Genomic DNA, 25,022 nt, shown 5'->3' with positions numbered 1-25,022 from the left:
TCCATATGTTTGTTTAGACGCGCATCTATTCCGAAAACCGTTTCACACTTTTCGGGATGCGCTCTAAACATCCATGGATATCAGAAGTCGTACTTATCCATGTTTTCCTTGGTCACACCGACCCAGCCTGCGCCATAGAGCAGGTTCGGCTTGGCGGCATCCGGCGCCAGCAGGCTTTCATAGCCCGGCAGACCCAGATTGAGACCGGCCTTGATCTGGTCGTTCTTCTTTTCAAGCGCTGCGACGGCCAGCATGTTCATGGCATAGCCTGCAACGGCAGGGTCCCAGAACTGGATGTACTGAATGTCGTCATTCTTCAGATATTCGCCAGCCACCGAAACGAGGCCCGTGCCTGCGAAGAAGACCTTGCCCTTGAGACCGCCTTCGGCGATCAGGCGTCCGGCTCCGGCAGAGGTCGGCATCGGCGCGCCGAGAATGCCCTTGATGTCCGGATAGGCGGTCATCGCTTCCTTGAGCTTGTTATAGTCGGTGTTGGCGTCGTCATAGGTTTCGAGGCGGCCGGTTGCCTCTGCCATTTCCGGGAAATTCGCCTTCTGGTATTCGACGGCACCGTCGATCCATTCCATCTGCGACTTGGAGGTCAGGCTGCCTACGGTCGTGACATACTTGCCCTTGCCGCCCATCGACTTGCCCAGTTCCTTCATGAGGTTGGCGCCATAGGCCTTGTTGTCGAAGGCTTCGATGTCGTAGTCGACGTTCTGGATGTTGGATGCTTCATGGCTGATGACCACGATGCCGCGCTCGCGCGCCTTCTTCAGAACCGGCTCCACTGCTTCGACCGAGAACGGCACGATGGCAATAGCGTCAACGCCCTGCGCGATCAGGTTTTCGACAATCTGCACCTGTGCCGCGGCGTCCGCCTGGCTCGGGCCGACCATCCAGACGTCATTGCCGGTATCGGCCTTGAACTGGTCCACGCCATCGCGCATGCGGTCGAACCATGCAATGCCGTCCACCTTCACGACCGTCGCGATGGTGTACTTCTTGTCATTGGCCGTGGTGATGAGTTCCTTGTTGATCTTCGACGTATCAACGACGCCTTCCGCGAAAGCGTGCGGAACGGCAACGGACATGGCAATCGCCACGGATGCTAGAAATTTTTTCACCGGTTTTTCCTCCCTGGGAATTCCTTGGCCGTCTGCCTCGGTGGCTCCGACAGGCTCAACTGTTGCTGCGCCGGTGCACCCGGAACGGTGGGTGCACCGGCGTTCTCCTCCATGCCCGGCTTCCCGGCCGGGCGAAAATCAATCTGTTTTCCCGCCTGTTTGACGCTGCGAACCGAATTCTGTCCGGCGCGCGCAAAACCCTGTTGTCATATCCTCCCGACAATGCGAATTATAATGTTATAATCCGATCATTATGTTTGGATCGTTTCACATTTATGTTCGGCCTGTCAAGATCGAAGGATCGTAATTGCGTGAAATGTGAGGGACGTATAAACGGATGAGCAGACTGCAAGAATTGGGGACAGTGTGAGCAGAATCAGCCGAAAAGAAGAGCGCATCGCTGAACTGGCGGCATTGGTCGATGAAGTCGGCGTGCTTCGTCTGCGCGATGCGGCAGCGCGCCTCGGCGTTTCGGAAATGACGATCCGCCGCGATATAGGCAGCGACGGCGCAGCGCTCAATTGTTTGGGTGGTTACATTATCCCCACACAAGACGGTGCCAACGGCGATTATGTCTTCGATTTTGAAAAGGACAGCCATGCCGGCGCGAAAGCGCAGGCTTGCGCCGCAGCCGCTGCTTTGATCGAACCCTATGATACGGTTTTCATCGATTGCGGCACGACGATGCCGCATCTTGCTCACCGCATTCCGCAGAACCAGCACATCACCGTCGTCTGCTATGCGCTCAACATCGCCGAAATCCTGTCGCAGCGCGGCGATGTGCGCCTCATCGTTCTGGGCGGGCTTTACCACCCGGAGGCGGCATCGTTTTCGGGCGATGAGGGGATCGATGTGCTGAAGCGCGTCAACATCAACAAGGCTTTTCTGTCCGCCGGCGGGGTCGATGAACAGCACGGGGTCACGTGCTCGCACTTCCACGAAGTGCCGATCAAGCAGATGGCCATGCAACGCGCCGTCGAGAAACATCTTGTCGTCGACAAGAGCAAATATGGCAAGGTCCGTGCCGCCCGTTTCGCGGGCATGGCTGATTTCACCTCGATCGTCTCGGGCTAGCTCAACCTTCCCGCTTCAACAGACCTTCCAGGAATGTCCGGAACGCCTTCACCGCGCGCTTTGACGTGGCTTCGGGATCGTCGGAATTGGCGATCCACTGCGCCGCGCTGCTGCTTGCCGCGTTGATCAGCCGTGCGGCGGCTTCCGCGTCGATATCGATGATGACGCCTTCCTCGCGCAAGGCATCGAGGCTTGTGGTGATCGTGCGGATGCAGCCATTGGCGCTCGGCCAGCAGGACGGATCGCCAAACACCGCCGGTCCGTCGCGGAACATGATGCGCTGGATTTCAGGTTCCAGCGCCATTTCGATATAGGCGACATTCTCGTCGACAAAGCCCTGCCAGCGGTTGGGCGCCTTCGCCGAAATCGTGCACAGCCGCGCGGCCATCTCGCAATCGATTTCGTTGATCACGGCCTGCAGAAGACCCTTCTTGTCGCCGAAATGATGGTAGAGCGCGCCCCGCGTCAGACCGGCGGAGGCGGTAAAGTCATCCATCGAAGCTTCGGCATAGCCAACGGTGCCGAAAGCCTTGCGGCCCGCAGCCATCAGCTTCGCCCTTGTTTCGGCAATCATTTCGCTGCGAGGTTTACGCATCGTCGCTCCATTTATTCAGATACGCTGCGTATATTAGTTGACATACGCCGCGTATCAATTATTTAATTAACATACGGACCGTATGCAAGTGATGCAATTTCCCCTTTCAAGGACCCACTCCGATGTCCAATCCATATAGAGAGATTTTCAGCGCGCCCGGCGCTGTCGGCTTTTCGGCGGCTGCATTCTTCGCCCGTCTTCCCATTGCGATGGCGCCTGTCGGCATCGTAGCCATGCTCGCGCAGACCCATGGCGAATATTGGCTGGCGGGCGCGGTCTCCGCCACCTTCGCGCTGACGAATGCTTTTGTGTCGCCGCAGATTTCGCGCCTTGTCGACCGTTACGGACAAAGCCGCATCGTCATGCCCGCCACCATCGTTTCGGTGATAGCCTTCGTCTTCCTGCTCATAGCTACCAATCAGGGTTGGGCCAACTGGACCCTGTTCGCCTCGGCGTTCTTTGCCGGCGTCATGCCCAGCATTCCCGCGATGGTGCGGGCAAGATGGACTGAAATTTTCCGCAATCGTCCCGAGCTGAACACCGCTTTCGCGTTTGAATCTGCGGCTGATGAGCTGGTCTATATTTCCGGTGCCTCCCTTTCCGTGGCCCTGGCGGTTTCGCTGTTTCCCGAAGCTGGAATGCTGATCAGCACGGCCTTCCTCGCCGTGGGGACGGTTGCCTTCCTCCTGCAGCGTTCCAGCGAGCCGCCGGTTCGTGCGCTCGACCGGAACCACCCGCAACGTTCGGCGATCTGGTCGCGTCCCGTGCAAATCATCACGCTTGCTCTCATCTTCGTCGGCTCGACCTTCGCAACGGCTGAAGTCAGCGCCGTGGCGATCACGCGTGAGCTTGGCGAGCCCGGCGCCGCCAGCATCGTCATCGGTGTCTATGCCATCGGTTCGTTTCTTGTAGGGATAACGCTTGGCGCATTGTCGATCCGCATTCCATTGCAGCGCCAGTTGCTGATCGCCGTCAGCGTCCTTGCCCTGACTGCGCTGCCGCTGCCCTTCGCCGGTACATCAACCGCGCTTCTGGCAACGGCGGTGTTCGTCAGCGGTGTTGCGATTTCCCCGACATTTATCACGGCCTTCGGCCTGATCGAACGCCGCGTGCCCGAAGCGATGCTGACCGAAGGCATCACCTGGGTCATGACTGGCATTGGCATCGGCATGGCGCTCGGGGCCTTCGTTTCCGGCTGGGTGGTCGACAATTTCGGTGCCGGGAACGGCTTCTGGGTTTCGGTCGTGGCGAGCCTCAGCGCAATGGCCGTCGTCGCGCTTGGTCAGGCCAGCCTTTCCGCTGCGACGGAAACCGCCGAATGCGATGCGCTATGCGCTGCCGAAGCGGCGGAATGACGCCATAAGGACGAGCGGGTAACGCCCGCTCGTCAATCTCCATAGATACGCTCTTCCATGGGCGTGGAAGCGATCAGCCCCTTCAGTCCGGCAAGCATGGCTTTCTCGGCCTTGTTGAGATTGGTTTCCGGATTGTGGATCAGGAAAACATCGATGGCGGGCGGGTTTTCATAGGGTGGCAGGCGCCAGAGAAGACCGTCATCGATCTCGCGCCGGGCCACGTGCAGCGGCAGCGGGCCGATGCCAAGGCCCGTGATGATCATGCGGCGCACTTCCTCAAGGCTCGATGACGTGCCGACCACCTCCGGCGAAAGCCGCGCCTCGCTGCGCAGGAGAGCGACAGGTCGCAGCGCGTCGGCGATATGGTCGGTCTGGAACGACACGGACGGCTCCCCCTTCAGATCGGCGAGCGTCAGTCCCGACTGGCCGAACATGCGATGGCGGGGGCCGCAGAAAAAGCCGAAGAACTCCCGATAGACCATCGTGTAGTCCAGCGCCGGATCGCGATTGCTTACCAGCCCCAAACCGAAAGAGGCGCGCTTCTCGCGCACCAGCCGGGCGACTTCGGTGCTGGCGGATACGTTGATCGTCAGGGTCGCGCGCGGATGCTGTTCGTGAAAGAGCGCAAGCGCCTGATCGAAGATCGGCGAGATAATGTGGCTCGCAACCGATATGGTGACATGGCCGGTCACATCGTCTCCCACCCCGCGCACCAGCTGCGGCAATTGGGAGATGGCGCCGAAGACCTCGATGCTCTGCTCATAAAGAAGCTTGCCGACTTCCGTCAGTTCAAAATGGGTGGCGTCCCGCTCCACCAGCCGCTGGCCGATGCGGTCTTCCAGACGGCGCAAGGCATTGCTTACGCTCGGCTGTTTGAGGTTGAGGCGTTCGGCTGCGCGGGTGATGCTTTTCACCTCGGCGATCACCACGAAACTGCGCAGCAGGTTCCAGTCCAGATCCCAGACAAGACGCTCGGGCCGATGTAACGACATGGCTTTATCCATTCATGAAATCTATGCAATCCATTCCCATTATCTATTTGCGAAATGAATCCATAAAAGCAATCATGAATATTGAGGGGCAGAAACAAGCCTCAAGAAAAACAAACAAGAGGAAGTCGGGAACAAGATGTTTAACAGATTCACGGGTTTCATTGCCGCTGCCGCGATTGCCGCCACCGCAGTTTTTGCAGTTGCGCCCGCACAGGCGGATGATCTTGAAAAGATCAAGGCATCGGGAGAACTCAAGATCGCCATGAGCGGCCAGTATCCGCCGTTCAATTTCGTCAATGAGAAGAACGAGGTCGTGGGCTTCGATGCGTCCATCGGTTCGGCCATTGCCGAACGCATGCAGTTGAAGCCGCAGCTCATCACCACAGCATGGGACGGTATCGTCGCAGGTCTCCGGGCGGGCAAGTTCGACACGGTGGTCGGCTCCATGACGATCACTCCGGAGCGCGAGAAGGCGGTGGACTTCGTCGGACCCTATTATCACGCGGGCCGCGCGGTTTTCGTGAAGGAAGACTCTGCCGTGCAGAAGCTCGATGATCTCAAGGGCAAGACGCTGGGCGTGACGCTTGGCGAAACCCACGAGAAATGGGCGCGCGAGCAGGGCGGCTGGACCATCCGCACCTATAAGGGCCTGCCGGAACTGATGCTGGAGCTGAATTCGGGCCGCGTCGACGCCATCGTCGTCGATAATATCCCGGTCATGGTGGCGATCAAGGAAACCGGGCAGAAGGTCCGCAAGCTCGATACGCCGGACATCGAAGGCGGCAGCGTCGCCATCGGCATCGCCATCCGCAAGAACAATCCGGAACTGAAGGCAGCGATGCAGAAGGCCCTCGACGAGATCATGGCCGACGGCACCTACGAGAAGATCTCGATGCAGTGGATCGGCAGCGACATCCGCTGACATGCCGTCATCCCGGCCCGGCAATTGTCCGGGCCGGCTGAGAACCGATTGACCGGAGTTTTCCGATGGATTTTGCGTTGATGCAGCGCGTCCTCCCGTTTTTTCTGGAGGCGGCATGGGTGACTGTGCAAATTTCCGCGCTGGCCCTGATCCTGGGCCTTGTGGTGGCTGCAATACTCGTGGCGGGCCGCCTTTCCCGCTCCCCCATTCTGCGCGGGCTGGCGGCGGCCTATGTCAGCGTCTTTCGCGGCACGCCCTGCCTGGTGCAGCTCTTCATTCTCTATTTCGGCGGCCCGCAGGTGGGCATCAATCTGGAGCCGTTTGCCGCCGGTGTCATCGGGCTGGGACTGAATATCGGCGCCTATATGTCGGAATCGATCCGCGGCGCGATCCAGAGCGTTGATCGCGGACAGACGGAAGCCGCGCGCTCCGTCGGTTTCGGACGCGGCCAGACCATGCGTCTCGTCGTGCTGCCGCAGGCGGCTCGCCTGATGATCCGCCCGCTTGGCGTCAACGCCATCGCTCTCTTGAAAGGCTCGGCGCTGGTTTCCACCATTTCGGTGGTCGAGCTGACCTATACCGCGCAGCGCTTTATCGGCTCGACCTACAAGCCGTTCGAGATTTTCGGCGTCGCCGCCATTCTCTACATGATCATCATCTATGTCGTGGCGCGCGGGGTCGATTTTCTCGACAAGCGCTTTGCGGCGCAGTGAGGGAGGACTGGATGCAGGCTCTCGATTTCAGCATCGTCACTCCCTATACCGATCTGCTTCTGACCGGCCTCTGGTGGACGCTGGTTCTGACCGTGGCTTCGGCCTTCCTGAGCTTCGTGCTCGGCATCGCATTTGCGCTGGTGGTGCTCTATGCGCCCGCAATCCTCGCCTGGCCGGTGCGGTTCTTCATGTGGCTGTTCATGGGAACGCCGCTTCTGCTGCAACTGTTCCTGATCTATTTCGGGCTGGTGCAGATCGGCATCGATATTCCGGCCCTTGGCGCGGGCATCATCGGCCTCAGCCTGCATTTCGCGGTCTATAATGCCGACATCATCCGCGCAGGCATCGTGGCTGTCGATCCCGGCCAGATGGAAGGCGCCCGTTCCATCGGTTTCAGCCACGGACAGGCCTTGCGCTATGTCGTCATTCCGCAGGCGATCCGCAACACCATCCCGCCGATCGGCAACAACATGATCGTTCTTCTGAAGGACACGTCGCTGGTTTCGATCATCGGCATTGCGGAACTGGTGCACAGCGCCCAGCTTGCCATCAGTGAAACCTTCAGCCCGTTTGAATTCTATATCACCGTCGCGGCCATCTATTACGTGGTCAATCTCGTGCTCGAGGCTGGTCTGCGGCGCATTGAAAGAAAAGTGGAGGTCACGCGATGAGCAGCTCCAAATCGGCAAAACCGATGGTCGAAGTGAAGGGCGCCCGCAAGGCCTACGGCGCGCTGGAAGTATTGAAGGGCATAGACCTTTCAGTGGCGCGGGGCCAGATCGTTGCCATCATCGGCCCCAGCGGCTCCGGCAAGAGCACGCTCCTGCGGTCGATCAACCATCTGGAAACGCTGAATGGCGGCGAGGTCTGGCTGGACGGCGTGCAGGTCAACCAGCCGCTGGCAGGGCAGGCGTTCGAAAAGCACATCAATGCGGTGCGCCAGCAGATGGGCATGGTGTTCCAGCACTTCAACCTGTTCCCGCACCTGACCGTGCTGGAAAACATCACGCTCGGCCCGATCAAGCTCAAGGGCATGGGCAAGGACGCGGCGCGCACGCTGGCGCTGGAGCTTCTGTCCAAGGTCGGGCTTGCCGACAAGATCGACGTCTATCCCTCGCGCCTGTCGGGCGGGCAGAAGCAGCGTGTGGCAATCGCGCGTGCGCTCGCCATGCAGCCGAAAGTGATGCTGTTTGACGAGGCAACTTCGGCGCTCGACCCCGAGCTGGTGGACGAAGTGAATGCCGTCATGAAACAGCTTGCCGCCGAACATATGACGATGCTGATCGTCACGCACGAGATGCGTTTTGCAGGCGAGGTTGCCGACCGCATCCTGTTCATGGATGGCGGCGTGGTCGTGGAAGAAGGGCCGCCGGACCAGATACTCAGCAACCCGGTGCAGGAGCGTACCCGCTCCTTCCTCAAGAAATATCTGGCTGCGTGAGGTGTCGGCATGAGCGAGCGAAACAACGAGTTTGTGAATTTCGCGGAGTTTCCCGATTTCGGGCTGACCCCGGCGCAGCGCCGCGAGGCTGTCCTCGGCCATTATTACGAATATCCCGGCATGGACGGGCCGCGCGGCGAAATCTGGTGTTATACCGACGCCTATTCCTATCTGCCGGGCGCGACGGTTCATCTTCAGGTAAGTGCGACCGCGCAACGTTTCGACATCGAAATCGTGCGGGACGGCGCAGTGGAAGCGCCGGTATTCTCAAAACGCGGGATCGACTGCAAATGGCAGGATACACCGGCGCAATGTTCGGTCGTCGGCTGCGGCTGGGAAACGACATTCGCCGTCAGGACGGATGAGACCTGGCCCTCCGGCGCTTATCGCATCACGCTGAAGGCGCATGGCAATGACGGCCAGCCCATCCATTGCCATCACCTGTTCATCCTGCGCCCTGCGGCGGGGCGCAAGCCGGGCCGTATCCTGCAGGTTGCCGCAACCGGCACATGGACGGCCTATAATACCTGGGGCGGCTCCAACCATTATCAGGGCATTACCGGGCCGAACGGCGATCAATATGCGACGACGGTGAGCATCGAGCGCCCGTTCTGCCGTGGCTTCGCGCTGCTGCCGCCCGATGCGCCGCGTGTGCCGCTGGAAATCGTCACGCCCCCTGCCGCGCCCCCGCGCTATCCGCACATGGAATGGGCCTATGCCAATGGCTATTCCAAGAAATATGCCTCGTCCGGCTGGGCAAGCTATGACAGCCTGTTTTTCCGCTGGGCCGAACGGGAAGGCTATGCGGTCGATCTCGCAACCCAGCATGAGCTGCATTTCGCGCCGGAAATTCTCGACGGTTATGACTGCGTGGTCTTTGTCGGTCATGATGAATACTGGACATGGGAAATGCGCGATGCCGTCGATAATTATGTCGATGGCGGCGGTCGTGCGGCGCGTTTCGCCGGCAATTTCATGTGGCAGACCCGGCTTGAGGATAATGGCAAGCGGCAGACCTGCTACAAATACCGTGCCCGCGCCGAAGATCCGGTCTATCGCTCCGCCGATCCGCGCCGCACAAGCGGCTGCTGGGAAGCGGCGGAAACCGGACGGCCTGCCGCAGAGACATTCGGCCTCAACGCCTTGCGCGGGCTTTATGTCGGCTGGGGCGGCTGCGCCCCGCGCGGCGTGCGCGGTTTCCCGGTCTATCGTCCCGAACACTGGGCCTTTGCAGGAACCGGCATCTATTACGGCGATCTTCTGGGTTCGCAAGGCCATGCCTTCGGCTACGAGGTCGACGGACTGGATTATGTGATCCGTGGCGGATTGCCGGAGCCGGAAGAGGGCAGCGGCGCACCTGACGGGTTGCAGATTCTGGCGCTCGGCATGTCGTCTCTCAAGGAGGAAAGCGCGGATATTCCGGCCGACGACCAGTTCCTTTCCGACGCCGATGCAAAATTCGTGGCCGATACGCTGATTGGCAACGATGGGGATGCAGCCGTGGAACGCACCAAGCGGGGCTGCGGCATGATCGTCAATTTTCCACGCGGCAAGGGCGAGGTCTTCCACGCCGGAAGCTGCGAGTGGGTAGCGGCCCTCAAGCGCGGCGACCGCATGGTCGAGCGCGTGACCGCCAATGTTCTCAACCAATATCTCAAGCGCTGACAGAGTAACGCCATGCTCAACACAAATGCACAGAATGAACGCCCGGCATCACATCTTTTCTACCAGTCGCGCCTGCGCAGGCCGCTGGTGGATCGCGCCGAGGGCATCTACATCTGGGATCAGGACGGACGTCGCGTCATCGACGGATCGAGCGGCGCGATGGTGGTCAATATCGGCCATGGCAATCGCAACGTGCTCGATGCCATGAAGGAGCAGATGGACCGCGTGACCTTCGCCTATCGCCTGCATTTCGAAAACGAACCGGCGGAAGATCTGGCACGCATGGCCGCAGAGCGTATGCCGGAAGGTCTGGACAAGATATTCTTCGTTTCCGGCGGTTCGGAAGCGGTCGAATCCTGCATCAAGCTCGCCCGCCAGTGGGCGGTTGCGACCGGGCAGGGCAAGCGCTGGAAAGTGATTTCGCGCTTTCCCTCCTATCACGGCGGCACGCTTGGGGCGCTCGCCGTCACCGGCTATGCGGCCCTGAGCGAGCCTTTCGCGCCCATCATGCGCGAAATGCCCAAGGTTCCGGCGCCGACCGCCTATCTCGACCGCGACAATCTCTCGATGGAACAGCGCGGACAGAAATATGCCGACATGCTGGAGGAACGGATTCAGGAGGAAGGCCCTGAAAGCGTGCTCGCCTTCATCATGGAGCCGATCGGCGGCGCCTCTACCGGCGCGCTGGTTGCGCCCGACAGCTATTATCCGCGCATCCGCGAAATCTGCGACCGTTATGGCATCCTGCTGATCCATGACGAGGTGATGAGCGGCGCCGGGCGCACCGGCAAGTTTCTGGGCGGCGACCACTGGAACTGCAAGCCGGACCTGATCGCGCTTTCCAAGGGCTTTGCCTCCGGTTATTGCCCGCTGGGCGCGATGGCGGCGCCGGGGCGCATCGTGCAGCCGGTTCTGGACGCGGGCGGCTTCCTGCATGGCTTCACCTATGCCGGCAATCCGCTGGCCTGCGCGGCAGGCAAGGCAGTGCTGCAGGAAATCGATCGCCTCGATCTCGTCGGCAATGCCGCCCGCATGGGCGATGCGCTGAAGGGCGAACTGGAAGGGCTTGCAAAGCGCTTCCCCTTTATCGGCGATGTGCGCGGCAAGGGCCTGCTGCTCGCTGCCGAATTCGTTTCCGACCCCGAAACCATGAAGCCGCTGCCGAAGGAGCTGAACGCCCATCAGCGCATGGTCGATCTCGCCTATGAGCGCGGGCTGATCATCTATTCGCGCCGCACACGCGGCGGCGTCGAAGGCGATCATTTCCTCGTCTGCCCGCCCATGATCGTCAGCCGCGAACAGGTCGGCGAGATCACCGACATCCTCGGCGACACGCTGGAGGTTCTGGCGCGTGAGCTCAAACTGCCCGTGAATGCGTAAGGAAACCGGATCATGACCGACAAGAAGAAAATGGGTCGCAAGGTGATCATCACCTGCGCGGTGACGGGTTCCGTGCACACGCCGTCCATGTCGCCGCATCTGCCGGTAACGCCCGACGAGATTGCGAGCGAAGCCATTGCGGCAGCGGAAGCGGGTGCGTCGATCCTGCATCTGCATGCCCGCGACCCGCGCGACGGCAGGCCTTCCGCCAATCCGGACCTGTTCATGCAGTTCCTGCCGCGCATCAAGCAATCGACATCTGCCGTGGTGAATATCTCCACCGGCGGCTCGTCGCTGATGACGCTGGAGGACCGGCTGGCCGCGCCGCTCCGGGCAGAGCCGGAAATGTGCTCGCTCAATATGGGTTCGATGAATTTCGCGCTATTCCCGGCACTCGACAAGCCGCGTGAATGGAAACATGCGTGGGAGCCGGAACTGCTCGAAGCCACCCGCCATTCCATCTTCAAGAACACTTTCGCGGACATGGAAGGCATCCTGACCAGTCTCGGACAGGGCTGCGGCACGCGTTTCGAGTTTGAATGCTACGATGTCGGCCATCTTTATTCGCTGGCGCATTTCCGCGACCGGGGACTGGTGTCGGGCCATCTGTTCATCCAGTTCGTCTTTGGCGTTCTGGGTGGCATCGGGGCCGATCCGGACAATCTCATGCATATGAAGCGGATTGCCGACAAGCTGTTCGGGGACGATTATTCCTTTTCCGTGCTGGCGGCGGGGCGGCACCAGATCCCGATGATAACCATGGCGGCCGCCATGGGCGGCAATGTCCGCGTGGGGCTGGAAGACAGCCTTTATGACGGGCGCGGCCAGCTTGCCAGAAGCAATGCCGATCAGGTGCGGCGCATACGCGGCATCCTCGACGGCCTGTCGCTGGACGTTGCGACGCCCGAGGAGGCACGCGAATATCTGGGCCTCAAAGGCGGAGACAGGGTGGCGTTCTGATGCCGAAAATCGTGTTGGACAGCAAAAGGCGCGTCATCGTTCGTCTGGGCGAACCCGCTGATGCCGAAATGATCCATGAGGCGATCCGCATCATGGGCGAGGGGCTTGGCGCTGCCGACAGGATTTCCAGCACGGTCGAGGATTTTCGCCGTTACGGTTTCGGCCCCTATGCGGCATTCACCAGCCTGATCGCCGAGGTGGACGGGGCATTTGCCGGGCTGGCCCTGTTTTTCCCCATCTTCTCGACATGGTATGGCAAGCCCGGCGTCTACGTGCAGGACCTCTATGTCGATGAAGCCTTTCGCGGCAACGGGATCGGCGAAGTGCTTCTGCGCCATGTCTCCTCCTGGTCGATGGCGCGGGGCGGCGTCTATCTGCGGCTGGCCGTGGACCGGGACAATATTGCTGCGCAGAGATTTTATGAGCGGCTCGGTATCGGCTGGATCGAATCCGACCGCGATCACGGCGCCTATGGTGAGGATTTCACCCGCCTGGCGCGCATCAATCAAATCAGGGAGCAGTCATGAAAGCCTTTTACGCAGTCGAGCAGAAGCGTCACGACCCGAAAGCCTTTCTTTCCAGCGGCGCGCCGCAGCCGAACCCCGAACAGCCGGAGCGTGTCGAACGTCTGCTCGCCGGTGCAAAGGCCGCAGGCTGCGAGATCATCCGTCCGCAAAATCACGGCCTTGGCCCGATTGCGGCCGTGCATACGCCGGAATATCTGGAATTCCTGCAGCACATCCATGCCCGCTGGCGGCGTATCGAAGAGGCGTCGGAAGAGGTGATCCCCAACATCCATCCGCTCGCGCGTGACGGCCGCTATCCGGCGTCCGCCGTGGGGCAGGTCGGCTATCACATGGCCGATACGGCCTGCCCGATTGCCGAACACACGTGGGAAAGCGTGTGCTGGAGCGCGTGGAGCGCGGTCGATGCCGCCGATGCGGTGCTTGCAGGGGAAGTTGCGGCCTATGCGCTCTGCCGTCCGCCGGGGCATCATGCCTTTGCCGATGTGGCGGGCGGCTTCTGCTTCGTCAACAATTCGGCGGTCGCCGCAGAGCGCCTGCGCTCCAATGCCCGGCGTGTGGCGATCCTCGACGTCGATCTTCATCACGGCAACGGCACGCAGGGTATATTCTATTCCCGTCCCGATGTGCTGACCGTCTCCATCCATGCTGATCCGGTGCGTTTCTATCCATTCTTCTGGGGCCACGCCGACGAACGCGGCGAAGGCGCGGGGCTTGGCTACAATCTCAACCTGCCGCTGCCGCGCAAATCCGGCGACGCCGAATTCCTCGCCTCGCTCGACACGGCCTTCCGCCGCATCGAAGCCTTCGCGCCCGATGCGATCGTGGTCGCGCTCGGCCTCGATCCGTTCGAGGGGGATCCGTTCGGCGGGTTGTCGGTGACTACCGGCGGTTTCGGACGCATTGCCGAAGCAATCGCGAAGCTGCGGCTGCCCACCGTCATCGTGCAGGAAGGCGGCTATCTGTGCGATGCGCTGGGCGATAATCTCACGGCCTTCCTCGGCGGCTACCGGTCGGTGGCGCGATGAGCGGTCTTGTTACCTTTGTCGGCGTCGCGCATCCGTGGATGTGCGATGTCATGGGGCATATGAATGTCCGGCATTATGCCGGGATGTTCGACGATGCGAGCTTTCAACTGCTTGGCCACATCGCAGGGAAAATTCCCGATGACGCATTCGGCTGGGCCGATGTGCGCTCGGCAACCGAATACAAGCGTGAAGTGCCAGCCGGGGACCTGCTGACGATCTGTTCGCAGGTGTTGAAAGTCGGGCGCTCGTCGATCACGTTTCGCCAGACGATGGCGGGTTCGCTCGACGGCGAACTGCGCGCGGTCAACGAAGTTACCTCTGTATGTTTCGACAAGGTTGCGCGGCGTTCAGCCGAACTTGCACCCGACATGCGCTTGAGGGCCGAGAGGCTGCTTGCGGATCAACCGGCCTGCTGACATGAAAAATCCAGCACGCTTTTCGTGCAGTCGCATTGAAGGTCGCGCAACAGGCCGTCCTTGAGGCCGTAAATCCAGCCATGCACGACAATCTCCTTGTTCTGTTTCCAGGCCGATTGCAGAACCGGCGTGCGCGACAGGCTTTCCACCTGCGAGGCGACGGTCAGCTCGCAAAGCCGGTTCAGGCGTTCTTCGGGATCGGTAAAGCGGTCCAGTTCCTGCTCATGTGTCTGCGCGATATCGCGCACCGGCTGCAGCCAGTTGTCGATGATGCCGTGGCCATAACCGGCCATGGCGGCGCGCACGCCGCCGCAACCGTAATGGCCGCAGACGATGATGTGCCTGATCTCCAGCACCTCGACCGCAAATTCGAGCACCGACAGCAGGTTGAGATCGGCGCGATGGACGAGGTTGGCGACGTTGCGGTGCACGAACACCTCGCCCGGCTGCAATCCGGTGACGACATTGGCCGGAACGCGGCTGTCGGAACAGCCGATCCAGAGATATTCCGGGCGCTGCATCGAGGACAGCCGGCTGAAATATTCGGGATCTTCCCGGCGTTTTTCCGCGGCCCACTGCCGGTTATGTTCGAAAAGGTCTGATAGCATGAACCCGTCTCATCCGGATGATCTTCATTCTCGGACATAGACGAATATAGAAGTACAGTATTTGATGCGGATCAAGCAGGACCTGCTTCGGCAGTGGAAGGAGCGGGCCGGATGCCCGCTCCCTCTGATTTTATTCGGCGGGCTTGTCGCTGCGGCCGATGCCGAGCAACTGATAGAACACGAGGGCGGCTAGCGTCGATGTCGCAATGCCGCCGAGCGCGAATTCGCCGATCTTCAAGGTGAAGTCGCCCGCGCCGAAAATGAGCGCCACACCGGCGGTGAACAGGTTACGGGAATCCGCGAAATCCACCTTGTTGACGATCCAGATGCGCGCCATGGCCGAGGCGATGAGGCCGAAGACCGAAACGGCAAGACCGGCCAGAACCGGAGCCGGGATCGTCTGCAGGATCGCGCCGAATTTCGGCGACATGCCGAGGATCAGCGCCATGACGGCGGCAATCACGAAGATCAGCGTGGAATAAACCTTGGTCATCGCCATGACGCCGATGTTTTCGGCGTAGGTGGTAACGCCGGTGCCGCCGCCCGAACCGGAAATCATGGTCGCGATGCCGTCACCGAGGAAGCCGCGGCCGATGTAGCGGTCCATGTTCTGGCCGGTGATAGAACCGAGCGCCTTGATATGACCGAGGTTTTCCGCCACCAGCACGATGGCGACCGGCGCGATCAGGGTGATCGCCTGCCAGTTGAATTCCGGCGTGGTGAAATGCGGCAGGCCGAACCATGCCGCATTGCTGACGGCGGTGAAATCGATGCCCGGCACGATGCCGAGGCCGTTGCCGAGGATCAGGACCAGCAGATAACCGAAAAGCAGTGCGAAGAGCACCGACAGGCGCTTGGTGCCGCGCGGACCATAGGCGGCGATCATACCCATGCAGAGAACGGTAAGCAGCGCGATGGTGATATGCGTGCCGCTTCCCTTCAGCTGGCCGACAGCGACCGGGGCGAGGTTGAGGCCGATGGAAACGCCGATGGCGCCGGTGACGACCGGGGGCATAAGCCGCTCCACCCAGCCCGTGCCGATGGCCATGACCACGAGGCCGATAAGCGCATAGAGCGCGCCGCAGGCGATGATGCCGCCAAGCGCGATTGCTATATTGGGATTGGGGCCGGAGCCGCCATAGCCCGTCGCGGCGATGACGACCGCGATGAAGGCGAAGGACGAACCGAGATAGCTCGGCACCCGGCCTGCCGTCAGCACGAAGAACAGAAGCGTGCCGATGCCGGAAAAGAAGACGGCTACATTGGGATCGAAGCCCATCAGCAGGGGCGCGACGATGGTCGAGCCGGACATTGCAAGCAGGTGCTGCACGCCCATCGGAATGGCGGCGGCGGCCGGAAGACGCTCGTCAGGAAGCACGACGGCGTTTGATGTCAAACGCCAACTTGGAAAATAGCCCATGATGTCCCTCTGGAAAATATTATCCGTTTGTTTTTAACGCGCATCTTTTCCGAAAACCGCTTCGCACTTTTCGGGACGCGCTACTGCCTTTATCGACTCATGCCACCGATTTCCAGAGGGGAACAGTCCAAACAATGAGGGAGCTGTTGATGAGCCGTCCTGGAGCGCCGCACGTGCTTATGAACGCACAAACGGCCCTCCAGACTGTAGAATCCACGCATCCTGCTTTCAGGCTGATGTTGCAGCGATTTCATCCGTTTACGGTCACGCGGCCCGCATCGTCCGTCACTTTCCCGACAATGCGGGCGGATGGATAGCCGGCGGCGCGGATGCTGCCGAGGAGCCTTTCGCCTTCCTGCGGCGCGCAGGATACGAGAAGCCCGCCGGACGTCTGCGGGTCGGTCAGCAATTGCTGTTTCCAGAGCGGATAGTCGTCCGGAAGCTGCACGCCATGGCCGTAGCTTGCCCAGTTGCGGGTGGAGGCTCCGGTTACGAAACCGGCCTGCGCCAGATGTTCGGCCTGATTGAGAAAGGGCAGGGCGGAATAGTCCAGCGCAATGCCCGCATTGGAGCCGCGCGCCATTTCCAGCGCATGGCCGAGAATGCCGAAGCCGGTCACATCGGTGACGGCATGAACGGCGTCATCCTTGCCGAGTTCGGCACCGATCCGGTTCAGCAAGGTGACTGACGCCATCATTTCATCATAACCGGCGCTGTCGAGTTCCTGCTTCTTGAAGGCGGCGGAATAGATGCCGACGCCGATTGCCTTGGTCAGGATCAGCGTGTCGCCGACACGCGCGCCGCTGTTCCTGCGCAGGTTCGAAAGCTTGCAGGTGCCGATGACCGCCAACCCATAGATCGGTTCCGGCGCGTCGATGGAATGCCCGCCTGCAACCGGAATGCCCGCTTCCGCGCAGATGCTGGAACCGCCCTTCAGGATTTCTCGGATCATTTCGGCGGGCATCTTGTTCACCGGCATTCCGAGGATCGCCAGCGCCATGATCGGCGTTCCGCCCATGGCATAGACGTCGGATATCGCATTGGTGGCCGCGATTCGCCCGAAATCGAATGGATCGTCCACCATCGGCATGAAGAAATCCGTCGTGGCGATCACGCAGTTTTCGTCGTCCAGTTGCCAGACGGCGGCATCGTCGCCGGTTTCCGTTCCGACGAGAAGCTGGCTGAACGGCTGCATGACCGGCTGGTCCGACAGCAGATCCTGCAAAACGGCTGGAGCAAGCTTGCAGCCGCAACCGCCGCCATGGGCAAGCGTGCTGAGACGAATAGGCGATGCAATATCCATGATAACCTCAAAACTTATATCGTTATTTCGCGTGCGGTCATGGCGTAGCGGAAGGCGTCCGCATCGAGACAATCCAGACGGGTGCTGGCGACTTCGGCCTGCGGATACATGAGGAAGCCGAGTTCCGGCCCTTGCGCGGAAGGCAAGACGATATCGCTGCCGTCATTGAAGGCGATCCAGTTGCCCTCCCAGGAGCCGAAGAGTTTTTGCCGCACGGCTGCGACACGCGGATCGTCGGCGGGGAGCCCGTCCTTTTCCTCTTCCAACATCACCTTGCGCACATCCGCCGGATCGGTCGCGACCCAGCCGATGCCGTCGAGATAGATTTCGGCGCGGCAATGCTGGGCCTTGGTGATGACCTCGTTTTTCGCGCCGAGGCTCTTGTAGCCGAAGGCGGAAGGCGCGACGCGCACGCCATAAAGGTCGCGGGCCGGAATTCCCGCCGCCCTGACGAGAGCCACGAACAAAGGATTGATGTCGGCGCATTTGCCGCCGAGATCGCCGCTGTCGAGCATGGCGACAATATTGCCGTCTCCGCAGCCGCGCGTGGAGGCCCGTCGATAGGTGTTGGCGACGACCCAGTCGTAGATCCGGCGCGCCTTCTCCTGATCGGTATCGGCATCCGCAACGATCCTGTCAGAGGTCTGCTTGACGATGCCATCGACTGGCGCAAGCCGCGTTCCCGCCAGATAGCGTTCGCGTTCCGCGCGGGTCAGCGGCACGGCCTTGGCCGGTGCCTCGAGATTGCCCGAACGGTCGCGGGTGGAGATGAGGCTGATGATTTCGGCTTGAGGCTTTTCTTCCCCTCCATCCCATTCGAGATAGAGAAGGCCGGTGCCGCTCGCCGGATCGCGGTCGAGCCGCGCGACCTTGGCATTGGTCGTCCAGCGATTGCCCTCCGGGCGGTTCCAGTCATCGGCGTTGAAGCCCGCCAGCGGCACCCAGACACGAATGACTTCTCCCGAAGCGGCAGGCGTGACGCTGGTTGTGATCTCGAAGCTGCGCCAGTCCGACGGCTGCGGCGCGAATGCGGTGCTGGCCGCAGAGGCAAAATTCGGCAGCATGCTGACGGCGGCACAGGCCGCACCGGATTTAAGAAGCTCCCGACGGTTCATGACGATCCCCTTTTTGCTCTGAATTGTTCTGTGCGATGGCGTGGAAGGACGACTTTCGCGCCGCCAAGCTGGAAGGTCCGGAAACCCCGAAAAGCCCGGAACGCGCGAAGGGCATAGATGCAGCGATGGCAGGAAATTCGGGCTGTGGTTTTGCGCGGCTGAGGGGAGCCGGAGCCGAGGGCCGCACGATGCCGTCGCATCGGGTCAGGGAAGCCGGTGCGAGGCAGGAGCCGCTCAAAATTCAAGCCCCGAAACTCGGGAGCAACAAAAGAAGCCACGACATCAGTCTGGCGTTTTTACACGGCAACGTCAATCAGCTGGCACGTTTCCAAGTCATTCCTGTGGTGAGGTTCATGTATTAATACCTGACTATGAAAGTCATATTATTGATAAATGGGTCTTATTGTTAATTAATTTAACCTGCCCTTCGGTTGACAACTTGGGTTTATTGCGGTGAACTGATGTCAGGCAAGTCCAATTCAGGGAGGGATATGCTTCGGCATTTTTCTTCTGACGATCAGGGAGGTGCAGCGCAATGAATGTGGAGCTCTCACGCCGCCAGTTTCTGGGCGGAACGGGGGCGGTAGTGGCGGCTTCGGCGCTTGGGTCCTTCGGTTTTGGTGCGGTGGAAAGCGCCTATGCCGAAACCATTCGCCCCTTCAAGCTGACCAACACGACCGAAACCCGCAATACCTGCCCTTACTGCTCGGTCGCCTGCGGCATCATCCTCTATTCCAAGGGGGATGTGAGGAAAGGCGAGAAGGCCGATCTGATCCACGTCGAAGGCGATACGGATCACCCCACCAATCGCGGCACGCTTTGCCCGAAGGGCGCGGCACTCAGGGGTTTCGTCCAGGCCGAGACCCGCCTGAAAAATCCGCGGGTGCGCGAGCCGGGCGCCGCCGAATTCAAGCAGATTTCGTGGGAGGATGCGCTCGACCGCATCGCACGCCATCTGAAAGACGATCGCGACGCAAACTTCATCGCGAAGAATGCGGCGGGCACCACGGTCAATCGCTGGGTCTCGACGGGTTTTCTCGCGGCATCGGCCACCACCAACGAAACGGCGTTTCTCACCTACAAGGTGGTGCGCAGCACAGGCATAGTCGCATTCGATAACCAGGCACGCGTCTGACACGGCCCGACGGTGGCGAGTCTCGCCCCAACATTTGGCCGCGGAGCAATGACCAACTCCTGGACCGATATCAAGAACACCGATCTCGTCGTCGTCATGGGCGGCAATGCGGCGGAAGCGCATCCGTGCGGCTTCAAATGGGTGACGGAGGCCAAGCACCATCGCGGCGCGAAGCTGATCGTCGTCGATCCGCGCTTCACGCGCACGGCTTCCGTGGCGGATTTTTACGCGCCTATCCGGCAGGGTTCGGATATCGCCTTCCTGCTCGGCGTCATCAACTACTGCATTCAGAATGACAAGGTGCAGTGGGATTATGTGAAGCATTTCACCAATGCCAGCTACATCATCAAGGATGGCTTCGAGTACAAGGACGGGCTGTTTACCGGCTATGACGAGGAAAAGCGCGACTACGACCGCTCGAGCTGGGAATATGTGATCGGCGATGACGGCTATGCGGTCGTCGACGATACGCTGCAGAACCCGCGCTGCGTATGGAACCTGCTGAAAGAGCACGTTTCCATCTTCACGCCGGAAATGGTGGAGCGCATCTGCGGCACGCCGAAGGAGAAATTCCTGAAAGTGGCCCAGATGATGTCCGAATGCTCGGCGCCGGACAAGACGATGACGTCGATGTACGCGCTCGGCTGGACGCAGCACTCCAAGGGATCGCAGAATATTCGCTGCATGGCGATGCTGCAGTTGATCCTCGGCAATATCGGCGTGCGCGGTGGCGGCATGAATGCGCTGCGCGGTCACTCCAACATTCAGGGGCTGACCGATATCGGCCTGATGTCCAACCTCCTGCCGGGCTATATGAACATCCCGGTCGAAAAGGAGACCGATCTCGAAATCTACATGTCGACACGCGGTTTCAAGCCGCTGCGCCCCAACCAGACGAGCTACTGGCAGAACTATCGCAAGTTCTTCGTCAGTTTCCAGAAGGCGATGTGGGGCAGCGCCGCGACCGTCGAAAACGACTTTGCTTTCGACTGGCTGCCGAAGCTCGACGTGCCGAACTACGACATGTTGCGCATCTTCGACATGATGCATGATGGCAAGGTCAACGGCTATGTCTGTCAGGGGTTCAATCCGCTGATGGCGGTGCCGAACCGCAAGAAGCTGACCGATGCCCTGTCGAAGCTGAAATTCCTCGTCACGATGGACCCGCTGGAAACGGAAACCTCGCGTTTCTGGGAAAACCACGGCGAATTCAACGATGTGGATTCTGCTTCCATCCAGACGGAAGTGTTCCAGCTGCCTTCCACCTGCTTTGCGGAGGACGAAGGTTCGCTCACCAATTCCGGGCGCTGGCTGCAATGGCACTGGCCCGGTGCCACACCGCCCGGCGAGGCGAAGACCGACAACTGGATCATGGCGCAGATTTTCCTGCGGCTGCGCGAGCTTTATCGCAAGGAAGGCGGCGCTTTCCCCGATCCGATCCTCAATCTCACCTGGGATTACAAGGATGAGGGCGAGCCGACAGCGGAAGAACTGGCCAAGGAGTTGAACGGCCGCGCGCTTTCCACGGTCACCGACCCGGCCGATCCGACCAAGGTGGTCGCCGAGGCGGGCAAGCTGCTCGCCGGTTTCGCGGCGCTACGCGACGACGGCTCGACGGCATCAGGCTGCTGGATTTATTCCGGCTGCTTCACCGAGGCGGGCAACAACATGGCCCGCCGCGACAATCACGATCCGGACGAGACGGGCGCCTATCTCAACTGGTCGTGGGCATGGCCGGCGAACCGCCGCATTCTCTATAACCGCGCCTCCGCCGACATCGACGGCAAGCCGTGGGACCCGAGCCGCAAGCTCATCGAATGGGACGGTTCGAAGTGGACAGGCTATGACGTGCCGGACATTGCGCCGACCGCCAAGCCGCAGGAAGTCGGCCCCTTTATCATGAATGCGGAAGGCGCGTCGCGCCTGTTCAGCCGCGGCATGATGCGCGACGGTCCGTTCCCGGCCCACTATGAGCCGTTTGAATCGCCGCTCGCCAATGTGATCGCGCCCAACATCCGGGGCAATCCGGTAGCGCGTGTCTTCAACGACGACTTCAAGCAGTTCGCCGAAACGGCTTCGGAGGAGTTCCCCTATGCGGCCACCTCCTACCGTCTGACGGAGCATTTCCACTACTGGACCAAGCATGTCCATGTGAATGCAGTCCTGCAGCCGGAATTCTTCGTCGAAATCTCGGAGGAACTGGCGAAGGAAAAGGGCATCGCCAAGGGCGACTGGGTGCGGGTGTGGTCGAAGCGCGGCTCGGTGAAGGCCAAGGCGGTGGTGACCAAGCGCATCAAGCCGCTGATCTGCGACGGCAAGACGGTGCATGTGGTCGGCATCCCGCTCCATTGGGGCTTCATGGGTGCTGCCCGCAAGGGCTTCGGCCCCAACTCGCTGACGCCTTTCGTCGGCGACGCGAACATCGAGACGCCGGAATTCAAGGCGTTTCTGGTCAATATCGAGCGCTCAAGCGCGCCTGTGGCTTAGGAGGGATAAAATGTTTCCACCCGTTCCCAATCCTAGCGTCCAGCCGCAACAGCCGCGTTTCGGTGACAAGGACCTGATCAGGCGGTCGGCGTCGAATGTGACGCCGCCTGCCGAGCGCCAGACCGAGGTGGCGAAGCTCATAGACGTGTCGAAGTGCATCGGCTGCAAGGCCTGCCAGTCGGCCTGCGCCGAATGGAACGATACGCATGAGGAAGTGGGCATCAATGTCGGCGTCTATGACAATCCGCACGACCTGACGCCCGACACCTTCACGCTGATGCGCTTTACCGAGTGGGACAATCCCGATACCGGCAATCTGGAATGGCTCATCCGCAAGGATGGCTGCATGCATTGCGAAGACCCCGGCTGTCTCAAGGCCTGCCCGGCGCCCGGTGCAATCGTGCAATATTCCAACGGCATCGTCGATTTCATCCACGATAACTGCATCGGTTGCGGCTATTGCATCAAGGGTTGTCCGTTCAACATCCCGCGCGTTTCCGAGGTCACCAACAAGGCCTATAAATGCACGCTCTGCTCCGACCGCATCGCGGTAGGGCAGGGACCGGCCTGCGCCAAGGCCTGCCCCACACAGGCCATCGTCTACGGCACCAAGGACGAAATGAAGGAATGGGCCGACGGACGCATCAAGGACCTGAAATCGCGTGGCTTTGAGAATGCCGGGCTCTACGATCCGCCGGGCGTTGGCGGCACCCATGTCATGTATGTGCTGCACCATGCCGACCGGCCCGAACTCTATGCCAACCTGCCGAACAATCCGCGCATCAGCCCGGTTGTCGAGGCGTGGAAGGGCGTGTCCAAATATGCGGGCATGGCTGTCATGGGGCTGGCCGCCGCAGCGGGTCTGCTGCACTATATCTTCAAGGGGCCGAATGTCGTGACAGAGCACGACGAGGAACAGGCCGAAAAGCTCACGGGGGAAAAAAGCTCATGAGCAGGACCGACTTTGACGATGTTGAGCGCGGCGACGGCATAGAACCCGGCCCGCCGGTCAGGGTGCACCGCTATTCCGGCGGCGCGCGCATCAATCACTGGATCACCGCCGCCAGCCTGGTGCTGCTGGCCCTTTCCGGCCTTGCAATGTTCCACCCGTGGCTGTTTTTCCTGTCGGGCCTGTTTGGCGGCGGGCAGTGGACACGCGCCATCCATCCATGGATCGGCGTTGTCCTGTTCTTCAGCTTTCTCGGCCTTTTCCTGCGCTTCTGGAGCGCCAATCTGTGGAAGCGCGAAGACAGCCAATGGCTGTCGCAGGCCAATGACGTGATTGCCGGCAATGAGGAAAAGCTGCCTGAAGTCGGCAAATATAATGCCGGTCAGAAGCTTGTTTTCTGGTCCATGTCGCTTCTGATCGTGATCCTGATCGTGTCCGGCCTGATGATCTGGAACGAATATTTCGGCTCCTATACCAGCATCAACCAGCAGCGCTGGGCCTTGTTCGTTCACTCCATGGCGGCGGTTGCGGCCATCTGCGTCTGGATCGTGCATGTCTATGCCGCGATCTGGGTCAAGGGCACGATCCATGCGATGACACGCGGCACGGTGACGGGCGGCTGGGCCTGGCGGCACCATCGCAAGTGGCTGCGCGAACTGACATCGAAGCAGAAGGCGAAGCAGGGCAGCGGCAAGCCTGCCGCCTAGAGCGGCATGCTTTCAAATTGAAGCTTCATCTCGCCCCAGGCTTTTGTTTGAGCATGATTTCCCTGCGTAGCCGGTCTCCGCTTTTCGGAATCATGCTCTGAACTTCGCGCCTTCCGGGTTGCATTTCCCGGCAGGCACCTCAGAATGACGTTATTCAGTGGTCCACGTGGCCCGTTGGGTTCGTGAGGAGTGACATGGCAGGCAAGAAAGATCTGGTGCCGGACCCGACGGTCATCGGCGAAATATCGGCCCCACCCTTCGTGCAACTGCCGGACCCCGGCGCGCTTTTTGCCAGACGGGCGGAGCGCCTGCGTATTCTGGCTTCGGTCAGCCCGCTGAAACCCTATCTGGAATTCATCGCTGATCTGAGCGAGGCGCAGTCCGAAATAGACGCCGGGCTCGGCCCTGTCGCTGCGCGGCAGGAGAATGATCGGGGACGCGAATTCGGGATGCCCTCGATCGATCGTGCGGATGCCGCATCGGATGCGGGGCTTCACACCATCTTCGACCGGCTCTTCGAGCGCGCCCGCAATATCGCCAAGCCGCAGGACGCCGCCGATGCGCTGGAGCGTGTGGCGGGCAGCGATGCGAATGAACGTCGCCGGATGGTCGAGGCGATCTTTGCCGGCGTTCTGCCGCCTGACGCAATTGCCGAGCACATCTATATCTGGGCGGGATTGCAGCTTCATCTTGCGCGGCTCGCCTCGGCGCTCGACCCGAAGTCGGTGAAGCCGGTTGCCGATGGCGTCTGCCCCGCTTGCGGCAGCATGCCGTCAAGCTCCATGGTCGTCGGCTGGCACGGTGCGCATGGCGCGCGCTTCTGCTCCTGTTCCGTCTGCAACACGCTCTGGCACTATGTGCGGATCAAATGCACGTGCTGCGGGTCCACAAAAGGCATCGGCTACAAGGAAGTCGAAGAAGGCGGCGGCGTCATCAAGGCCGAAACCTGCGATGAATGCGAAAGCTGGGTCAAGATCATCTATCAGCAGCTATCCTCGGATGCCGATCCGGTGGCCGACGATGTTGCAAGCCTCGGCCTGGACATGCTGATGCGCGAGACGCCTTACAGGCGGGGTGGTTTCTCCCCGCTTCTCGCCGGATTGTGA

Annotated in this window: 24 protein-coding genes; 17 read left to right on the top strand and 7 right to left on the bottom strand. The window is 60.7% G+C overall.

Going from position 1 to position 25,022, the window contains the following annotated elements; all coding sequences use genetic code 11:
- Positions 1-80 precede the first annotated feature (80 nt).
- A complete protein-coding gene (locus tag JNC63_RS02790) occupies positions 81-1,127 on the bottom strand; it encodes an autoinducer 2 ABC transporter substrate-binding protein (RefSeq protein ID WP_006468304.1) in 1,047 nt (348 codons plus the stop codon).
- A gap of 366 nt (positions 1,128-1,493) precedes the next feature.
- Here JNC63_RS02790 and JNC63_RS02785 point away from each other — a divergent pair, with 366 nt between their 5' ends.
- The gene (locus JNC63_RS02785) at positions 1,494-2,201 is read left to right on the top strand and encodes a DeoR/GlpR family DNA-binding transcription regulator (RefSeq protein ID WP_006468305.1); all 708 of its coding nucleotides are present in this window, start codon (positions 1,494-1,496) and stop codon (positions 2,199-2,201) included.
- Between the two features lies 1 nt (position 2,202).
- Here JNC63_RS02785 and JNC63_RS02780 read toward each other — a convergent pair whose 3' ends face one another.
- On the bottom strand, positions 2,203-2,796 hold the full coding sequence (locus JNC63_RS02780) for a TetR/AcrR family transcriptional regulator (RefSeq protein WP_006468306.1): 594 nt from the start codon (positions 2,794-2,796) through the stop codon (positions 2,203-2,205).
- Positions 2,797-2,918: 122 nt separating this feature from the next.
- Here JNC63_RS02780 and JNC63_RS02775 point away from each other — a divergent pair, with 122 nt between their 5' ends.
- Positions 2,919-4,151 carry an MFS transporter gene (locus tag JNC63_RS02775; RefSeq protein ID WP_025092119.1) on the top strand — a complete coding sequence of 411 codons (1,233 nt, stop codon included), beginning with the start codon at positions 2,919-2,921 and terminating at the stop codon, positions 4,149-4,151.
- A gap of 32 nt (positions 4,152-4,183) precedes the next feature.
- On the opposite strand, the gene JNC63_RS02770 is transcribed toward JNC63_RS02775, so the two are convergent.
- Entirely contained in the window at positions 4,184-5,143 is a 960-nt protein-coding gene (locus JNC63_RS02770; protein WP_006468308.1) for a LysR family transcriptional regulator, read from the bottom strand.
- Between the two features lie 136 nt (positions 5,144-5,279).
- Between JNC63_RS02770 and JNC63_RS02765 the strand changes: the two genes are divergently transcribed.
- The 10 genes from JNC63_RS02765 to JNC63_RS02720 all read left to right on the top strand — a co-directional run bounded on the left by JNC63_RS02765 (position 5,280) and on the right by JNC63_RS02720 (position 14,192).
- Positions 5,280-6,065, top strand: coding sequence for an ABC transporter substrate-binding protein (locus tag JNC63_RS02765; RefSeq protein ID WP_021585454.1), 786 nt, complete (start codon positions 5,280-5,282; stop codon positions 6,063-6,065).
- 65 nt (positions 6,066-6,130) lie between these two features.
- The gene (locus JNC63_RS02760) at positions 6,131-6,778 is read left to right on the top strand and encodes an amino acid ABC transporter permease (RefSeq protein ID WP_006468310.1); all 648 of its coding nucleotides are present in this window, start codon (positions 6,131-6,133) and stop codon (positions 6,776-6,778) included.
- A gap of 11 nt (positions 6,779-6,789) precedes the next feature.
- A complete protein-coding gene (locus tag JNC63_RS02755; protein ID WP_006472058.1) occupies positions 6,790-7,449 on the top strand; it encodes an amino acid ABC transporter permease in 660 nt (219 codons plus the stop codon).
- Positions 7,450-7,472: 23 nt separating this feature from the next.
- On the top strand, positions 7,473-8,219 hold the full coding sequence (locus tag JNC63_RS02750; RefSeq protein ID WP_006472059.1) for an amino acid ABC transporter ATP-binding protein: 747 nt from the start codon (positions 7,473-7,475) through the stop codon (positions 8,217-8,219).
- 9 nt (positions 8,220-8,228) lie between these two features.
- A complete protein-coding gene (locus tag JNC63_RS02745) occupies positions 8,229-9,884 on the top strand; it encodes a N,N-dimethylformamidase beta subunit family domain-containing protein (RefSeq protein WP_006468313.1) in 1,656 nt (551 codons plus the stop codon).
- 12 nt (positions 9,885-9,896) lie between these two features.
- Positions 9,897-11,264, top strand: a complete 1,368-nt coding sequence (locus JNC63_RS02740; RefSeq protein ID WP_006468314.1) for an aminotransferase family protein — start codon at positions 9,897-9,899, stop codon at positions 11,262-11,264.
- Positions 11,265-11,276: 12 nt separating this feature from the next.
- Positions 11,277-12,224: a 3,5-dioxohexanoate:acetyl-CoA acetone transferase gene (gene kce / locus JNC63_RS02735; RefSeq protein ID WP_374846108.1), complete on the top strand. Its 948-nt coding sequence runs from the start codon at positions 11,277-11,279 to the stop codon at positions 12,222-12,224.
- A complete protein-coding gene (locus tag JNC63_RS02730) occupies positions 12,224-12,751 on the top strand; it encodes a GNAT family N-acetyltransferase (protein WP_006468316.1) in 528 nt (175 codons plus the stop codon). Before kce ends, JNC63_RS02730 begins: the two co-directional genes overlap by 1 nt.
- The gene (locus tag JNC63_RS02725; RefSeq protein WP_006468317.1) at positions 12,748-13,776 is read left to right on the top strand and encodes a histone deacetylase family protein; all 1,029 of its coding nucleotides are present in this window, start codon (positions 12,748-12,750) and stop codon (positions 13,774-13,776) included. The genes JNC63_RS02730 and JNC63_RS02725 overlap by 4 nt, the downstream gene beginning before the upstream one ends.
- Positions 13,773-14,192, top strand: a complete 420-nt coding sequence (locus tag JNC63_RS02720) for an acyl-CoA thioesterase (RefSeq protein ID WP_006468318.1) — start codon at positions 13,773-13,775, stop codon at positions 14,190-14,192. Before JNC63_RS02725 ends, JNC63_RS02720 begins: the two co-directional genes overlap by 4 nt.
- Here JNC63_RS02720 and can read toward each other — a convergent pair.
- The 4 genes from can to JNC63_RS02700 all read right to left on the bottom strand — a co-directional run bounded on the left by can (position 14,177) and on the right by JNC63_RS02700 (position 18,638).
- Positions 14,177-14,800: a carbonate dehydratase gene (gene can / locus JNC63_RS02715; protein ID WP_025092117.1), complete on the bottom strand. Its 624-nt coding sequence runs from the start codon at positions 14,798-14,800 to the stop codon at positions 14,177-14,179. The genes JNC63_RS02720 and can overlap by 16 nt on opposite strands.
- Before the next feature lie 130 nt (positions 14,801-14,930).
- Positions 14,931-16,220, bottom strand: a complete 1,290-nt coding sequence (locus JNC63_RS02710) for a solute carrier family 23 protein (RefSeq protein ID WP_006468320.1) — start codon at positions 16,218-16,220, stop codon at positions 14,931-14,933.
- 250 nt (positions 16,221-16,470) lie between these two features.
- Entirely contained in the window at positions 16,471-17,523 is a 1,053-nt protein-coding gene (gene selD / locus JNC63_RS02705) for a selenide, water dikinase SelD (RefSeq protein ID WP_006472061.1), read from the bottom strand.
- Between the two features lie 14 nt (positions 17,524-17,537).
- On the bottom strand, positions 17,538-18,638 hold the full coding sequence (locus tag JNC63_RS02700) for a transglutaminase-like domain-containing protein (RefSeq protein ID WP_006472062.1): 1,101 nt from the start codon (positions 18,636-18,638) through the stop codon (positions 17,538-17,540).
- A 35-nt stretch (positions 18,639-18,673) separates the two neighbouring features.
- Between JNC63_RS02700 and JNC63_RS02695 the strand changes: the two genes are divergently transcribed.
- The 5 genes from JNC63_RS02695 to fdhE all read left to right on the top strand — a co-directional run bounded on the left by JNC63_RS02695 (position 18,674) and on the right by fdhE (position 25,022).
- Positions 18,674-19,000 carry a hypothetical protein gene (locus JNC63_RS02695; RefSeq protein ID WP_006472063.1) on the top strand — a complete coding sequence of 109 codons (327 nt, stop codon included), beginning with the start codon at positions 18,674-18,676 and terminating at the stop codon, positions 18,998-19,000.
- Positions 19,001-19,173: 173 nt separating this feature from the next.
- Positions 19,174-22,260, top strand: a complete 3,087-nt coding sequence (gene fdnG / locus JNC63_RS02690) for a formate dehydrogenase-N subunit alpha (protein ID WP_077684181.1) — start codon at positions 19,174-19,176, stop codon at positions 22,258-22,260.
- Between the two features lie 10 nt (positions 22,261-22,270).
- Positions 22,271-23,212 carry a formate dehydrogenase subunit beta gene (gene fdxH, locus JNC63_RS02685; RefSeq protein ID WP_006468326.1) on the top strand — a complete coding sequence of 314 codons (942 nt, stop codon included), beginning with the start codon at positions 22,271-22,273 and terminating at the stop codon, positions 23,210-23,212.
- Positions 23,209-23,916, top strand: coding sequence for a formate dehydrogenase subunit gamma (locus tag JNC63_RS02680; RefSeq protein WP_006468327.1), 708 nt, complete (start codon positions 23,209-23,211; stop codon positions 23,914-23,916). Before fdxH ends, JNC63_RS02680 begins: the two co-directional genes overlap by 4 nt.
- Before the next feature lie 194 nt (positions 23,917-24,110).
- The gene (gene fdhE, locus JNC63_RS02675) at positions 24,111-25,022 is read left to right on the top strand and encodes a formate dehydrogenase accessory protein FdhE (RefSeq protein WP_006472066.1); all 912 of its coding nucleotides are present in this window, start codon (positions 24,111-24,113) and stop codon (positions 25,020-25,022) included.

Source organism: Brucella ciceri (assembly GCF_041930145.1).
Taxonomy (GTDB): domain Bacteria; phylum Pseudomonadota; class Alphaproteobacteria; order Rhizobiales; family Rhizobiaceae; genus Brucella; species Brucella intermedia.
This window is presented reverse-complemented; position numbering and strand designations above follow the sequence as displayed.